The organism is Undibacterium sp. Di26W, assembly GCF_049340265.1.
Lineage (GTDB): Bacteria > Pseudomonadota > Gammaproteobacteria > Burkholderiales > Burkholderiaceae_D > Undibacterium.
Genome location: NZ_JBMPOR010000015.1, coordinates 117,458 through 134,440, shown reverse-complemented (window position 1 = coordinate 134,440; position 16,983 = coordinate 117,458). Strand labels below are relative to the sequence as shown.

Below are 16,983 nucleotides of genomic sequence, written 5' to 3'. Positions count from 1 at the left end.
GCTAAAGCGCTGATGCAGTAACCAATACATGAGTCCCTTTGGCACATCACAGCTTGACCGTGATGTGCTTTTTTTTAATCAGGAAGAGAAATCCATGTGCTGCACCTGGTGTATCTGGCCAATAAGTCCAACTGTTTCCGGCGTAGCGACTACTAGTGTCTGTATTTGTAACTGGTCCACAGTATCATTTACACTTGAGGCAGATACAGAATTGAAACTAGCAACCAGATAGGGATTGGCAGAACTTTCAACAATCTTTCCGTTCATATCCAGCATGGCTACGGAAATGATACCCCCGGCTTTCACTATAGCTTGCAACTGTACGTTATCAGATGCCCCAAGATTAAAGTCGACCGTGGTGTCGTTAAAATTTATCAGGTCGTCTATTGCAATAATTTCCCCATTGAGCTTCAGAAAGGCTTTCTGCCCAAAGTACTCGTTGCCATTGATTGTGGCCTTGACCATCAGGTTGATATTCGAACTATTGACGGTATTACCCGTCACATTTCCGCCAACCGGTATCAGGGTGATATTTGTAGCTGCCTTTCCATCCATCTTTTTTGAGTCATATCCTATTTCGAAATCAGACAATTTACTGGTGATTGAATAACCAGTCGCACTCGTCAAAACCAGACTTAAATTATTTTTGTAATGAAAATCGTCATAGACCTGGCTTGCGAGCTTTGAGTCAAATACGAAATCCAGCATTTTGTCGCCAGCACCTATATAAGGTATTTTAGCGAGCACAACGCCGTTCTCCATGAGTGTTGCCGATCCGCCAGTATTATGACCTGCAACAACGAGGAACTGAATTTCACCGATTCCAACATCGATGCCAGAAGTAAGCGTCTTTAAATATGAAGTGACATATACAGCTTTGCTTGGCAAAGTCAGCGGCACTGCCGTTGAACTCAATGTTGTGTGACTGCCAAATTGATTACTACCCAGAACAGGATTATTGATACTCTCGATCACTCTACCATTCATATCTACCATGTCGACAGATACAATCCCACCAGCATTGATGAGATTTTGAATCTGCACGCTATTGGCAGATAGCACTTCAAAATTCACCGTACGGTCACTCGTAAAAATTATATTATCGCTAGCGACAACTTGACCATTGATTTTCAAATAAGCTTTACCGGTTAAATACTCCAAGCCATTAATATTTGCCGACACCGACAAATAGGTATTTCCACTGGAAGAAGAGATGGTGATGTTGGAGGCGGGTGTGCCAGTCTTTTCATTGAGTTTCGGAAATATTTGATAGTCTTTCAATTTTGTCGTTACGGTATTACCTGCTTGATCAGTAAGGACCAAGCTTAAATTATTGTTTTTATAGTAATCGTTGTAAACTTGTTTTGCTATTTGGGGGTCAATATAGAAATCCAGTGACGTAGCGCTGGTGCTGATATTGGATATCTTGGCAACTACCGTACTGTTTTCTAAAATGGTCGCCGAGCCACCAGTCATTATCCCGGACATGATAGGGTAGTGAATTTCACCCATTACAAAGTCCAGCCCAACCGGAGATTGATTGACCCAGGTAGTCGTGTAAACACCGCTTACAGGCAATAGCGGTGCTGTCGTATCCAGTACTATCGGTGTTCGTGCACCAATACCTCCTGAATTTCCAAAGATGTCGGTTACCTTAATACCAAGAGATTTTGCACCATCGACACCCCAGTTAATGCCACCTGGAATATGCAAGACTGCTTTTTGTGCATCCACTTCTGCAGTTGTCAAAATATGCGTAACTGGAATAGAGAAAGAGCTATTGCCGTTCATCAATTCAAGTTTATAACCTGTTGAAATCTGTACCCCTTTCAGGTCAACCACTACATCCATGCCCAGCATTCTCTCAGCATCATTAATGCCATTTGTGGCTTCGGCGATTTTCAGCGGCAGACTTGGTATCAGGGTAGGAGGCAAGCTCGTTGCTGTCACACCTGACAAGATGCCACGCATGACTTCGAAGGTATAAGCAGAGCTATACAGGTTTGCTTTTTCTGTCGTATTCAGACTGGCCGTGAAATTGACAGAGTAATTAAGTTTGTTCTGGATCGTGATACCGTCAAGGCTGTCTGGCGTCGCGCCATTCAGAATGGCCAATGCAGCCGTGCCAAGATTGACTGCGCGCGTATCTATCTGCGTTGCCCAGTATTTCAAGCCATCTGCGTCCGGTACCCGGCCAAACAGATTTTTGTACAAAGCGGTAACGACATCTGCGGTACTTTTTCCACCATAAGTCGCTGCATATTCAGCTTGCTCACTAAATGACTGCGCCAGGCCAGCAATAGAAATTTTATTGCCATCAAGCTGCCCTTCCCAATATTGCAAGCCGGCCACGTCAGCTGGACGGTTGAAGTAAGCGATATACAGTTTTTGTATTGTGCTGGCATTAATACCCATTTAGAAAGACTTTCTAGTAAGTGATTTTAAATATTGATAAATTACTAAATTTTTATTACCGCAGGATGTATTACGACGTTGAACCAAAAAGTGTCATGCACGTGTATACATACAAATTAAAAACAATTCATTCAAAGTGAATGTGCATAAAGCATCTTGACGATACAAAGCGCCAGCCAGCCACAAACCAGTTATGGGATGAATTGGGTGTTGATACTGCGTTGACAAGAGGGCAATAGGCGTCACTGACCCGGCCCAACTTGCAAGTTCCTTTGACAAATCACAGCATGACCGGGATGTACTTTTTTAGCATAATTTGTTCTTGCAACTATTCATGGCAATACCAGGGACGAAATATCAACATTGCTATGACTTCCGACAATGGAGATCTCCTGTGACAGATTCTCATGATCTGCTGCGAAGGATGTCGATGAATAATTTGTCACAACGATGATACTTTCAGTACTGCTGACGACGTGACCAGCACGATCAAAAAGCTTCACTACCGCCTTACCGCCAGACGGCACATTTGTCTGCAAATGCTTGGGGTCGTAGGCAACCAAAGGAGCAGACGTAATATCAAATGTGACCTTGCTATCTTTCATGCCGATGTAAGTATCAAGCGAGACGATCTTGTTCCCTATCCAAAGCTCGGCACGTCCATCTACAGCTTGTCCCGCTGTGATGGTCGCTTCAGCATGGAAGGCAACATTCGTTCCGTTAAACACAACTTGACCCGGCCCACTTGACGTAATGCGTCCTCCTAAAGGCGTGATCGTTAAATTGCTGGGTGGATTGATCGCACCTTCAATTTTTTCCCCTTCAGTATAGGAAGCGAATAATGCGTTACCCCCCTGGGAAGTGGCATATGTTCCCTTGTCATTGGATAAAGAGATTTTGGGAATACCCCCTGCGGCCAGCCATGTTTTAAGTACAAAGGGATTACCGGCATTAATTTCAAAAACAACTTTATTATCAGTTGCCTCAATTTTTCTGCTTTCGAAAGACATGCCAGCCAGAGCCAGGGATGCCGTAGTGCCACTCGCTTCACCGGGAACTATATCTGCAGTTACGATCAAGCCTGTATTGGTGGCATTAACGGTATTCGCCATGACATTTCCACCTACCGCCGTGAAAGTGACATTTTTTGCCGGAGTCAGTACTGAGTTGACACCATAACTGATCGTATTGGGAACATCTGATAACTGGAATCTGGTCACATTGCCCGCAGCATCATATTCGGATACAAAGTATCCATAAGTGCCAAACAGAGAGCTGAAATTTTGTGCGCTCACATCAAAAACCAGCTTGGTGTCTGTTGCAGAAATTGTATCGTCGATAGCGAATGGTTTTGCCTCAGGGCCCAAGACGATATATCCACCATTCATCTGACCTGCAGATATGCTGATTTCTATATGGCGCATCCCATTCTGTTCTGCGCTCACAACGACAGCGAGGGGTTTCGCTGGTGGCAGCGTTCGGAGCAGCAAACTGACCTGCCCCCCTATTTCACCGGTATTACCAAAAATGTCATTCACTTTCACGCCAAATTTTTTGATGCCATCAAAGCCCCAGAATGCATTCCCTGGCAATTCTATAGGGGCGCTCATCAGAGACATATCCGTTGCCGTAACAACATGCCTGACCGGAGGGGAAAATGATTTTCCATCCAACATCAGTTCCAGCGAATAGCCAACATTCACTGCCAGATTCTTTAAATCCAGCGTAAAACTAGTTCCTTTGGACATCTCGTCCGCATTCACGATATTCATGGATGCGGGGAAGTCGAGCAAAGTTTTAGGCTGCAACGAAGGAAGCTCTGAAGCTGAAGTCACTTTTTTCAGAATTTCACGCATCGTGGTAAAACCATACTGCTCACTATAGCTGACGGCCTTTGCCAAGGTATCCAGGCTGGCAGTGAATTGCGTGGAGAAGTTCACCTTGTTTGCAATGGTGAGACCATCTTTTGATTGTGCAGGAGCACCATTCAAGATAGCAAGTGCCGCCGTACCGATATTGACCACCTTGGTATCAATCTGTGTGGCCCAGTATTGCAAGCCATCTGCATCAGGTGCGCGGTCGAATAAATTTTGATATAAGGCAGTAATAACCTCCACCGTAGATTTACCGCCATAGGTATTTCTATATTCAATCTGCTCACTGAAAGATTGTGCAAGTCCTGAGATAGAAATTGCATTCGCATCAAGTTGTCCTTCCCAATAACGCAAACCGGCGACATCGGCTGGCCGACTGAAGTAAGCGATGTACAGTTTTTGTATGGTGCTGGCGTTAATGCCCATGAAACAACCTTTCTATCTGAAGGAAGAGCGATGTTAAATAACATCAAATCAATATGAATAAGCGCGACAATAATCAGACCGAACAAGGCGGGCTGCGATATCAGGACGAGGATGGGGAAGGAAATGCATTTGCAGCCATGCGACAAATATGGCGCTTTCAACTGTGGCATCAATTGAAAACAGGTTTCTTGACTTGTTTGCAATGGTCTTCTACCTGTTGATCCGGCTTTTGCTGCGCTTTCCATTCCTGACCCTAGAGCCGAATACCTCGCTCCACGAGACTATCCGCTATGCGAGCCGACTTTTATTCGAGCGCTATTGTAACAAACTATTACAAATTGGCAGTATGAACAATTATTTAGTCGATTGAGACCCAGGCTGTGGGCGTGGCTTAAAAACCATGTCGAGGCCCGTGTAAGACTTATTCTGACCGGCCCCGTGTTGTCCGGATGCAGTTCAAAACCAGCATCCTCGACCCAAGCCCTTGATTTGACGTATAATTTATGCTCTGTTGCGCCGATTTGAGATTCAGATTGCGGGCGCGTAATAAGTGCTGCTAAAAGGACGTCGCCCGATCCGCCTGCATGCATGAGCCGATCGGGTTTTGTTTTATCAGGACTGATACAAAACTGCTGCCGTTTATTTCTTGCTGCAACAATTTTGCATAAGCCCTGCTTTTTTGAGTAAACATCATGACTACGACCCTGCCTGTATCTGCCCTCGAAACCCGTTTGCGCGAGATGTTGCAACAACGCATACTGATACTCGATGGCGCCATGGGTACCATGATACAGCGCTATAAACTGACGGAAGAAGATTATCGCGGCGAGCGTTTCAAGGACTTTGCCGGCCCGGAAACCGTGCGTGAACTCTTCGTCAAGGGCAATAACGAACTACTGTCGCTGACACAGCCGCATGTAATAGCCGAAATCCATGAACAATATCTGGCCGCCGGTGCCGACCTGATAGAAACCAATACCTTTGGCGCCACTACCGTTGCGCAAGATGATTACCATATGGCGCATCTGGCCTATGAGATGAATGTCGCCTCGGCCAGGATTGCGCGGGCTGCCTGCGATAAATATTCGACACCGGATAAGCCACGCTATGTGGCTGGTGCCCTGGGCCCGACGCCAAAGACAGCATCGATTTCACCAGACGTGAATGACCCGGCAGCGCGTAATGTGACGTTTGATCAACTGGTAGCGGCCTACCTGAAACAAACCCGTGGCCTGGTCGAAGGTGGTGCTGACGTACTGCTGGTGGAAACCATTTTCGATACGCTGAACTGCAAGGCTGCACTGTTTGCCATTGACCAGTTTTTTGAAGAAACCGGCACCCGCCTGCCGATCATGATTTCCGGCACGGTGACGGATGCATCTGGCCGTATTTTGTCGGGCCAGACCGTACCAGCTTTCTGGAATTCAGTGCGCCATGCCAGGCCACTGACTGTGGGCTTGAACTGCGCGCTGGGTGCCGCCCTGATGCGCCCGTATGCAGAAGAACTGTCAAAAATTGCCGACACCTTTGTCTGTATTTACCCGAATGCCGGCCTGCCCAATCCCATGAGCGATACCGGCTTTGACGAATTGCCCGCCGATACCTCAGCCTTGCTGAAAGAATTTGCCGAAGCCGGGTTCATCAATATTGCCGGTGGCTGCTGTGGCACCACGCCTGCGCATATCAAGGCGATTGCCGACATATTGCAAACCCGCACACCGCGTGATATCCCCACCATACCGGCGGCCATGCGCCTGTCTGGCCTGGAACCTTTCACGATCGATGAAACATCGCTGTTCGTGAACGTGGGTGAACGTACCAATGTCACCGGCTCAAAAGCGTTTGCGCGCCTGATCCTGAATGAGCAATACGATGAAGCGCTGGCGGTCGCCCGCCAGCAAGTAGAAAACGGCGCGCAAGTCATCGACATCAATATGGATGAAGCCATGCTGGATTCGCTGGCAGCGATGACACGCTTCCTGAACCTGATTGCATCCGAACCCGATATTGCCCGTGTGCCTATCATGATCGATTCGTCGAAATGGACAGTCATCGAAGCAGGCCTGAAATGCGTGCAGGGCAAGGCCATCGTCAATTCGATTTCCATGAAAGAAGGCGAGGCAGAATTCCTGCGCCAGGCCACACTGTGCAAACGCTACGGTGCGGCCGTCATCGTCATGGCCTTTGATGAAAAAGGCCAAGCGGATACCTATGCACGCAAGGTGGAAATCTGCGAACGTGCTTACCGCCTGCTGGTCGACAGTCTGGATTTTGATCCGCAAGATATCATTTTCGATCCGAATATTTTCGCGGTCGCCACCGGTATCGAAGAACATAATAATTACGCCGTCGACTTTATCGAAGCGACCGACTGGATACACAAGAACCTGCCCGGTGCCAAGATCAGCGGTGGGGTATCCAATGTGAGTTTCTCTTTCCGCGGCAATGACCCGGCACGTGAAGCCATTCATACCGTATTCCTGTACCACGCCATCAAGGCCGGCATGACCATGGGCATCGTGAATGCCGGCATGGTCGGCGTGTACAGCGAACTCGATGCTGAATTGCGTGAACGGGTGGAAGACGTGGTACTGAACCGTCGCGAAGATGCCACCGAGCGCATGATAGAAATTGCTGCTACTTTAAAAGCGGGCGGCAAGAAAGAAGAAGCCACGCTGGAATGGCGTAAGGACCCGGTAGAAAAACGCCTGTCACATGCGATGGTGCATGGCATTACCAACTGGATCGTGGAAGATACGGAAGAAGCCCGTGCCGCCATTATGGATGCTGGCGGCCGCCCTATCCAGGTGATCGAAGGCCCGCTGATGGCGGGCATGAATATCGTCGGTGACCTGTTTGGCCAGGGCAAGATGTTTTTGCCACAGGTGGTGAAATCTGCGCGTGTCATGAAGCAGGCTGTGGCGCATTTGATCCCCTATATCGAAGAAGAAAAGAAGCGCAGCGGCGACAATAAACCCAAGGGCAAGATCGTTATCGCCACCGTCAAGGGTGATGTGCATGACATCGGCAAGAACATCGTCACCGTAGTCTTGCAATGTAATAATTTTGAAGTGGTAAACATGGGTGTGATGGTGCCTTGTTCAGAAATCCTGGCCAAGGCCAAGGCCGAGAATGCCGACATCATCGGCCTGTCCGGCCTGATCACGCCGTCATTGGAAGAGATGGCGTATGTCGCTAAAGAAATGCAGCGTGACCCGCATTTCCGCATGCTGAAAATCCCGCTGCTGATCGGTGGTGCCACCACCAGCCGCGCCCATACTGCCGTCAAAATAGCGCCCAACTATGAAGGCCCAGTGGTGTATGTGGCTGATGCTTCACGCTCAGTCTCTGTCGCACAATCGCTACTGACACCAGAAAGCCGCGATCAATACATCGCCGATCTTGGCAGCGATTACGACCGTATCCGCACGCAGCATGCAAATAAAAAAGCCACGCCGATGTTAAGCCTGGCTCAGGCACGCGCAAATAAAATGAAAGTGGACTTCAGCGGTAGCAATGCGCCGCTCAGGCCGAAATTCATTGGTCGTCGCCTCTTCAAGAATGTCGATCTGGCGACCATCGCCAACTACATAGACTGGGGCCCATTCTTCCAGACCTGGGACCTGGCTGGCCCGTATCCTGCCATCCTGACCGATGAAGTCGTCGGTGAAGCAGCCACCAAAGTATTTGCCGAAGGCCAGGCCATGCTGAAAAAAATCGTCGAAGGCCGCTGGCTGACAGCCAACGGCGTGGTGTCACTGCTGCCCGCCAATACCGTGAATGACGATGACATAGAAATCTATACGGACGAAACGCGCAGCCAGGTCGCATTCACCTATTACGGCACCCGTCAGCAAACCGAAAAACCCATCATCGATGGCGTGCAAAGGCCAAATCAATGCCTGTCTGATTTCATCGCACCAAAAGACAGCGGCATACAGGATTACATAGGCATGTTCGCAGTCACTGCCGGCCTGGGTATAGAAAAGTATGAAAAGCGCTTTGAAGATGCGCATGATGATTACAGCAGTATCATGCTGAAGTCACTGGCAGACCGTCTGGCCGAAGCCTTTGCCGAGTACCTGCATGAACGCGTGCGTAAAGACCTGTGGGGCTATGCAAGCGATGAAGTACTCAGCAATGAAGAACTGATCAAGGAAAGCTATAAAGGCATACGTCCGGCCCCTGGCTACCCGGCTTGCCCGGAACATACGGTGAAGACTGACATGTTCAAGCAGATGCAATGTGAAGAAATCGAGATGTATATCACCGAATCATGGGCCATGATACCGGGTGCGGCTGTCTCAGGCTTTTACTTCGCCCACCCTGAATCCAAATATTTCAGCGTTGGTAAAATCGCCGATGATCAAGTCACAGATATGGCCGCACGACGCGGTGCGCCCAAGGAAGAAGTCGAACGCTGGCTGGCACCGAACCTGTAATCCGCTGCCTCTATAGCTGCCCTCAAACCTCTCAAGGCTATTTTTTGAGAACAGCTTTAGGCCATTGGCGTTACCTGGCACTCAGTTCATCTGGAGGAATGAGCTCTAGTGGACTGTAACAGTTGAAACAGAAGTGAAAGACGCTTGCCCGGCGATCAGGGCAAGGCAAGGTTAACACTTATGCACAGCGATAGTGAGCTATCGCGAGCATTTGCAACGCAGCCATGCGTCGTCGCGCAAGCGGAAGGCACTCTACTTTCAATTGTTACAATCCACTAGATATCTAACGCAGGTAATTTCTGCCAGTAAGGCTGCAGCGCCTGTTTCACGTCACCCATTACGCTATCCCAGTCCCTTACCCTGGGTTGCCGGAATAAACGCACAGACGGATACCAGGGACTGTCCGTTCTATCCAGTAACCAGCGCCAGTCCGGATTGTATTCAATCAAGACCCAGGTTGGCTTACCCATGGCACCGCCAAGATGCGCGATGGAAGTGTCAACGGAAATCACCAGGTCTACCAAATCCACCAGCGCCGCCGTATCCGAAAAATCGTGCATCTCCGGTCCATAATGCCTGACATTAGGATACTGCCTCAGTATTTCCTGGTCATGTGCTGAGACATCCTTTTGCAGGATGATAAAGTCCGCATCAAGCGCAAACAGCCGGGTAGTCAAATCTATATCCAATGACCTGGTATTGTTTTTTTTATGTTGCGGGTTACCAGTCAGGGCAATGCCTATGAATGGTTTTCCACTGCGGGCCCCCAATTTTTGACGCCAGGTCGCAACATGTTCTGCTTCACTTGAGATATAGGAAATAGCAGCAGGAATAGTCTCCACCGTGGTGCCCAGCACTAAAGGCAGGCTCATCAAGGGCGAGTAGTAGTCGAAGGCAATTTCTTCGGCAAATTCACGTAGCTCATCAATGCCTTCCACCTTTTTCAACAAAGATTTGAGCAGGGGTGAAGCAACCACAATCACTTTACAATTTCTTGATTTAAGCAGCTTCACAAAGCGAATAAATTGTATGGTATCGCCATGACCTTCCTCGGTAATCAGCAGAATATCTTTCCCTGATAAATCCTGTTGACCTGTCCAGCGTGCATTCTTGGGAAGCCGCGACATAAAGTCCAGTATGGGTCCCTTTAAACGCAGTTCATAATTTTTGAATCCTTGCTGGTAATCCCCCAGCAAGAGTTGGGAAATCCCTTCACTGAGTTTGACTTCGGCTGCTTCGGGAAACTTCAACAATGCCAATTGGTAGGTTTTGATCACTTCTTCAATTTTGTTTTGCTGCGCTTGTGCATTGGCCAGATCGGTATACAACATTAATGAATTATTTTCCACGACAAGCGCCTGCGCAAAACTTTGTTCTGCCGATGCGTAATCCAGTTCCAGCGAATACAAATTACCTTTATAGTAATGCAAGTCACAAAAGTCGGGAAACAGCGCCAGGCCGCGGTCGATAATCGCATGTGCTTCTTGCACCTGGCCCAGCATGATGTAGGCCATACAAAGATCCCGGTAGGCTAAGGGCAGATGATTATCCAGTTCAATGGCTCGCTGATAACTGGTGACGCTTGACGCGATCTCACCCTTATCGTACAAAATACTACCCAGCATGTAGTGCGCGTCGGCAAGCGCAGGATCAAGCTCCAGTGCCTTGACCAGGTGATGATGCGCCAGCAAGGAATTCTTTTCTTCCAAATACAAAAAGCCCAGCATGCTATGGGCTTTTGTCAGCGCTGGGTCTAGTCGCACAGCTTGTTCGTATAATTCTTTTGCCTGCAATAAGCGCCCGTCATTTAACAACAGATCCGCTTTTGCTTTCAACTCGGCACCGGTCAGCATGCTCGTCTGAGGAGCCGTATCTACAGGCTCTTTGCTAGCAGAAAATAAATTCTTTATTATTTTGAACATGCGGGCACTTTATTTGCTGATTTCTTTCATCACTATATTTGTCAGCTCTTCAACCACCTCTTTGTCATAGCCTTGTTCCAGCAAATGCCACTTGAAGATATTGCCGAATTGCGCTTTTTTGTAGATGTTCAAGCTATTTTCAAGTTTGAAATTGTGTATTTTCTGTTCTAACTGTTGCAGGATTTTGATTCGTTTTTTCAGCGTCTTGTCTTTTTTCGCGGCAACTTCCGTTGGCATTTCAGCAACTACATATTCAGCCAGCTGCATGCCAAAATCCTTTGCGTCTTTCGCACTAAACCAACTAATCATGACTTTTCCTTTTGTGGAATCAATACTGATTCATTTCAGCAGTATGTTGTATGTTACAGGTGCAATCATGCTGTTCCCTGCGCTCACTATCATTATACTAATTTATCAGAATCCCCAAGCGGATAATTCTGCTAAGTAATATAAGTAACGTGCATGGAATTTTGCAGGTATTTACCTGAAACGACTGGCGTCAAAAAAAATGCCGTCCAGTGATTTACTGGACGGCATTTGAGTGGGGCTTGCGCCCCTGCTACTTATTAGTTACTTATTACTTGAATATGTAACCGACATTCACACGGAATGCACGACCATAGGCATTGTGCAGGGTGTCGTTATAACCACTGGTGGTGTAGCTGGAGCTTGGATCATAAGGTGCTTTGGAATCCATTGCATTCAGTACACTTACGCCCAGGGTCACATCTTTAAAGCCTTTGTAGGTGTATCCCAGATCTACGGTAGTCCAGCTGGCTACTGCACATTCAGGCACATACGTCAGGTAGTTGGCGACACCACCCAGTGTCGTCGCTGTCGCTGGCTGGCCGCTACCGTAGTGGCAGTAAGAAACCGGATAAATCTCAGACCCATTGGTGTAACGCATCAGGGAAACACCGCCAACAAAGTTGATCGCGCCATTGACGGTATGCGCTTGCTTGGTCCAGGAAGTAGACAGGCTGGCACGCAGACGCGGAATATCGCCGACGCTGGTAGATAAGTTGGAAACACTACCGCGTGTACCGACCAGATTGGTTTCAGGATCGCCCGGTTTTTCTGCACGACGGAATTCTATCGTGTACGAAGTGCGGAAACGGGTGTCCAGCTTGCCGTTATCGCCCAGGTTGTTACGCATCGCCATTTCCACGTCGACGCCGCTGACCACGGTACTACCCTGGTTGACGTAGTTCCTCAACAGGGAAATCAACGGGCCGGAATTCGGGACCACATTGCCGTTTTTGTCTTTGACAAAATTGGCTGGGTTGGTATCACGAATCACTGTACCTGGATAGACGTCCTGGTTGTTCAGGATCAGTGTCGATGACAGGGCAGCCACTTCATCTTCCTTACGGATGTTGTAGTAGTCAACCAGGATGTCGAAATCACGGGAAGGAGACAAGATCATGCCCAAGGAGAAACTTCTGGATGTTTCTGGCTTCAGGTTAGGGTTTTGACGGATCAGGGTCGAAATACTTCTGGAGCAATCTGTGTTGTCTGCGCCTGTCAGTGGTGTTTTGCCATCCGGGCAGCGGATAGGATCAACCAGACTGTTCAGGAAAGTCTGTGTACCACCAGCAGTAACCTGTACCAGCGCCGGTGCACGGAAACCTTGTGCATAGGTCGAACGGAAAGCCAGGGAATCATTCACAGTCCATTTTGCACCAACTTTTGGTACAAAATTGGTTTTGAAACTAGGGTATTTGTCGACACGGCCAGCAAAATCCATTTCAAAGTTCTTCAGAAACGGTGTACGCACTTCGAAGAAAGCGGAAGTCACATTACGTTGGCCCTGAATGAACTGATTGGCCAAACCCAAAACCTGACCAGAGCTGGTCAGGTTATCTGGTGTCAAAGTCATTTTTTCCTGACGGAATTCCAGACCAGATGCCAGACCGATTGCACCACCTGGCAGGTTGCCGAATTCTGTGCTGGCTTTGAAGTCAGCTTGCGCGATTTCAGCAACGCCAACGCTCTTCAACGCGCGGCTCAGGTTAGGCTGTTTGGCGGCATCGGCCAAAGACATGTTTTGGTCGATCAGCTTTTGTACTTCTGGCAGCAGCAGAAAGCCATTGGAAACATCGGTACGCTCGGAACGGTTCCACAGTACGCCAGTTTCCCAATCCCAGTTCTTGTAGCTACCTTTCAGGCCGGAAGCGAAACGCAGAGCTTCGTTCGTGGTATTAGTGCCACCTGCGATGTTTTCAAAACGATATACTACGGCAGCGCGGCTGGTAGGGAAAGGATTGTCAGGATGGCCTACCGGCAAAATTGCCTGGAACGGTGTACCTGCGCCGGACAAGGCAAACGCTGTGGATGGCGTACGGCCGTCAATAGTACGGGAAGGACCGGTGTAATCACGATCTGTCTTGCTGTAAGCCACTTCGGCGAACGCGGACAAGGTGTCATTGATCTGATAGATGCCGCGTGACATCGCACTGATGTCCTGACCTGCGCCCTGAACTTCCGCAGTATCGTTGAGGTTGTAGTTACAGAATTGACGACCATACAACGCGCTGGTGGGGAGGATATTGTATTGCGCACCGCCGGTGACCAGGCGTGATGAATCGCAATTGGTACGATTGACCACATTCGCATCATTGGCAGAGAAGAAAGTTTTGCTGCCCGGTGTACGTTCACGGTAGAAGAAAGGCTGGTTACTGATGCCGCTGGAGAACGGCGACAAGCGACTGTTGAGCGTGCTGTACAGACCTGTTTCTACGTCCTTGGCATCTTTGATGGCAACGCGGTCATGCTTGGATACTTCAGCGCTGAAACTGACGTTGTAACCGTTTTGTGCATAGTTACCGAAACCGGCAGAAGCACTGACACTTTTCTTTTTGAACTGGTTGTCATCATTTGCGCCCATGGTGGCGTTCATCTGTACGCCCTGGTAATCGCTCTTGGTGATGAAGTTGATAACACCGGCAATCGCGTCGGAACCGTACACTGCAGAGGCGCCGTCTTTGAAAATCTCTACGCGTTCCAGCATCGACAGGGGAATACTGTTGATGTCATACAGCGTGGACTGACCCTGGTTAGGATTGGCGTAAGCGGATGGTGTCATGCGACGGCCATTCAGCAAAATCAGGGTGGAACTGGAACCCAGGCCACGCAGGGACGCCGTTGCAACACCACGAGAAAAACCGCCATCAACCGCGTCAAATGCACCACCACTACCCAGAGCTGGTATAGTGCGCAGCAATTCGGCGACAGTGGTCGCACCACTTTGGCTGATATCTTTTGCTGTCAGCGTCTGGATAGGGGAAGTACCTTCCTTGTCGATACGCTTGATGTGAGAACCTGTCACTTCAATTTTTTGAACTTTTTCAACTGGTTCAGACTTCAGGTCCTGCGCCTGGGCACTTGCCAGTACGCCACCTGACAACATTGCCAACGCCAGTTTTACGGCGTAAGCACACTTCTTCTCTTGATAAAACATTCAATTTCTCCTTGGTAAATCATGAATAGGTTCAAACCGTAAAAAAGACAAATCCGGCAAGTTCTTATGAACTGAGGTGCCGGATCGCGGTCGAACCCAAGCGCTGCTTAAACAAAAAAGTGCAAAAAATGCGCAAAAATGCACAAAGACGCCTGTAAATTTGCTAACAAAATTTGATATTTATCAGCGTAATGATTGCAAGCTAGTCGTTACACTTTGTTTCATGCGTGTATGATCCCACTACCATTTCATTACCGTCCAATGAGAAATTGGCGCAAAACCATACAGATATCGTTATGATTGATTCATTGCCTATAGAAAAGTATTTTGCTCGACACCTCAAAATCAAGCACCTTCGCTTGCTGGTCGAACTGGCTGACAAGCAGACGGTTGCTCACGTTGCGGCGTCTTTGCATGTCAGCCAGCCGGCCGTTTCCAAGATGCTGGGCGAAATGGAAGAAGGGATCGGTGTCAAGCTGTTCGAAAGAGCCGGGCGTGGTATAAAACCAACACCTTCGGGTGAATGTCTGATACGACATGCGCGGGAAGTATTATTCAATTTGCAAAAAGCCCATCAGGAAATGCGCTCCTTGGCCTCAGGCACCGTGGGCAAGGTCACCATAGGTATCCTGAGCGTGGTGTCGACCACCATCATCCCCAAGGCAGTCAAGATTCTCAAAACCAACTGGCCGAATGTCACCCTCCGCATCATGGACGGTACCGTCGACCAGCAATTGCAGGATCTGCGTGAGGGTAAGCTCGACATCGTCATCGGCCGCGTGTTTTCCGAACGCGCTGCCGAGCATTTGCAGGAAGAAGTGCTGTACGACGACCCGCTGGTCATCGTCACCTCCAGTAAAAACCCGCTGGCACACCGCGACAACCTGACCTGGAAGGATTTAAACAACCTGCCATGGATATTGTCGGTGGAAGAATCGCCGACCTACAAACGCATGATCAACCTGCTGGCCAAGAACGGTGTCAACAAACCAACCGATGTGATCGAATCGGTTTCCCGCTCTGTCAACCTGCCTTTGCTGATGGAGCCGCCACGCCTTGGCCTGCTGTCGCTGTCGGCAGCCCGGCAATCGGTGGCGGAAGGTGTATTGCAAATACTGCCATTGAACCTGGGTCCATTGCCCAGCCCGGTCGGCATGATCTGGAACAAGACCCGGCCATTGTCCCATGCTGCACTGACTTTCCAGGATTGCGTACGCCAGGCTTCGCTGACATACAAGAATATGCTGATTAATTGACACTGAACTATCACAAGCTGTGCGTTCCAGGCAAATTGCTTGAAAGACTGCTATGAAGCGCACAGGGCTGATTTACAATGTCGCCAGTTTCTTCGCCTGGACAGTCAATGCAAACAGATCAATTATCTTATGGTTCGGATCAGTCAGGACTCATCTGCGGTTATATTTTTGCCCGTGATCAGCCCGGCAAACCCATGCAAACCAAAGATGCTGTGGAATGGCTGCAATCCAGGCACAGCGCCAGAGATGATTCCTTTATCTGGCTGCATTTCAATCTGTCGAACGTGGCGGCAGAAAAATGGCTGCATGAATATGCCGATTTGCCGGAAGAATTTTATGAAACCCTGCACGAGGGTTCACGTTCCACCCGCATCGAACATGCCGATCACAGCCTGATTGCGGTGGTGAACGATGTACTGCATGACTTTGCCTTTGAAGCATCCGACATTGCCACCTTGTGGCTGAACGTCACCGGCACCCTCATGATCAGCGCCCGGCGCAAGCCCCTGCAATCGGTGGATCGCCTGCGCAATGCCGTCAACCAGGGCGAACATTTCGCTTCCCCAACCGAATTGCTGACCCACTTATTGCGTGACCAGGCCGATGTGCTGATCGGTATCGTACGCACTGTCATCAAAAAAATTGACGATATTGAAGACCATTTGCTGGCAGACCGCCTGAACCACAAGCGCGCCAACCTGGGTGAACTGCGCCGGGTGCTGGTCCGACTGCAAAGACTGCTGGCACCGGAACCGGCCGCCCTGTTCCGCCTGTTGCAAAGACCACCGGTCTGGGTGGCAGAACGGGACGTGCAGGAACTGCGCCAGTCCACCGAAGAATTTGCCGTCGTGCTAAGCGATATGGCGTCGCTGCAGGAACGCATCAAACTCTTGCAGGAAGAAATTGCCGCCAGTGTCAATGAACAAAACAACCGCTCCCTGTTCGTACTGACCATCGTTACCGTGCTGGCCCTGCCCATCAACATCATTGCTGGCCTGCTGGGCATGAATGTCGGCGGCATCCCGCTGGCGCAGCATGAAGACGGCTTCTGGATCGTTGTTGCCATCGTCGCGACCTTTACCGTCATTGCCGGCTGGCTGGCATTCAAGAAAAACAATAAGGACTAAGAACCTTTGGGTCAAGGGCGTGTTGACCTGTTCCACCACTTTCACATTCATGAAGGAGCCT

8 protein-coding genes are annotated in these 16,983 nt (G+C 49.2%); 3 read left to right on the top strand and 5 right to left on the bottom strand.

What is annotated here, in order from left to right:
- Positions 1-78: 78 nt before the first annotated feature.
- Entirely contained in the window at positions 79-2,415 is a 2,337-nt protein-coding gene (locus ACO0LM_RS17810) for a DUF4214 domain-containing protein (RefSeq protein ID WP_423038578.1), read from the bottom strand.
- Between the two features lie 332 nt (positions 2,416-2,747).
- Complete coding sequence (locus ACO0LM_RS17805) at positions 2,748-4,715, bottom strand: DUF4214 domain-containing protein (RefSeq protein WP_423038577.1); 1,968 nt, start codon at positions 4,713-4,715, stop codon at positions 2,748-2,750.
- Between the two features lie 692 nt (positions 4,716-5,407).
- Between ACO0LM_RS17805 and metH the strand changes: the two genes are divergently transcribed.
- A complete protein-coding gene (gene metH, locus ACO0LM_RS17800) occupies positions 5,408-9,157 on the top strand; it encodes a methionine synthase (RefSeq protein ID WP_423038576.1) in 3,750 nt (1,249 codons plus the stop codon).
- Between the two features lie 275 nt (positions 9,158-9,432).
- On the opposite strand, the gene ACO0LM_RS17795 is transcribed toward metH, so the two are convergent.
- The 3 genes from ACO0LM_RS17795 to ACO0LM_RS17785 form a co-directional block, all read right to left on the bottom strand.
- Positions 9,433-11,010, bottom strand: a complete 1,578-nt coding sequence (locus ACO0LM_RS17795; RefSeq protein ID WP_423038575.1) for a tetratricopeptide repeat protein — start codon at positions 11,008-11,010, stop codon at positions 9,433-9,435.
- A 78-nt stretch (positions 11,011-11,088) separates the two neighbouring features.
- Positions 11,089-11,388: a hypothetical protein gene (locus tag ACO0LM_RS17790; RefSeq protein ID WP_423038574.1), complete on the bottom strand. Its 300-nt coding sequence runs from the start codon at positions 11,386-11,388 to the stop codon at positions 11,089-11,091.
- A 268-nt stretch (positions 11,389-11,656) separates the two neighbouring features.
- Complete coding sequence (locus ACO0LM_RS17785; protein ID WP_423038573.1) at positions 11,657-14,539, bottom strand: TonB-dependent receptor plug domain-containing protein; 2,883 nt, start codon at positions 14,537-14,539, stop codon at positions 11,657-11,659.
- A gap of 296 nt (positions 14,540-14,835) precedes the next feature.
- Between ACO0LM_RS17785 and ACO0LM_RS17780 the strand changes: the two genes are divergently transcribed.
- On the top strand, positions 14,836-15,795 hold the full coding sequence (locus ACO0LM_RS17780; protein ID WP_422989906.1) for a LysR family transcriptional regulator: 960 nt from the start codon (positions 14,836-14,838) through the stop codon (positions 15,793-15,795).
- A 107-nt stretch (positions 15,796-15,902) separates the two neighbouring features.
- Positions 15,903-16,922, top strand: a complete 1,020-nt coding sequence (locus tag ACO0LM_RS17775) for a transporter (protein ID WP_423038572.1) — start codon at positions 15,903-15,905, stop codon at positions 16,920-16,922.
- The last annotated feature ends 61 nt before the right edge of the window (positions 16,923-16,983 follow it).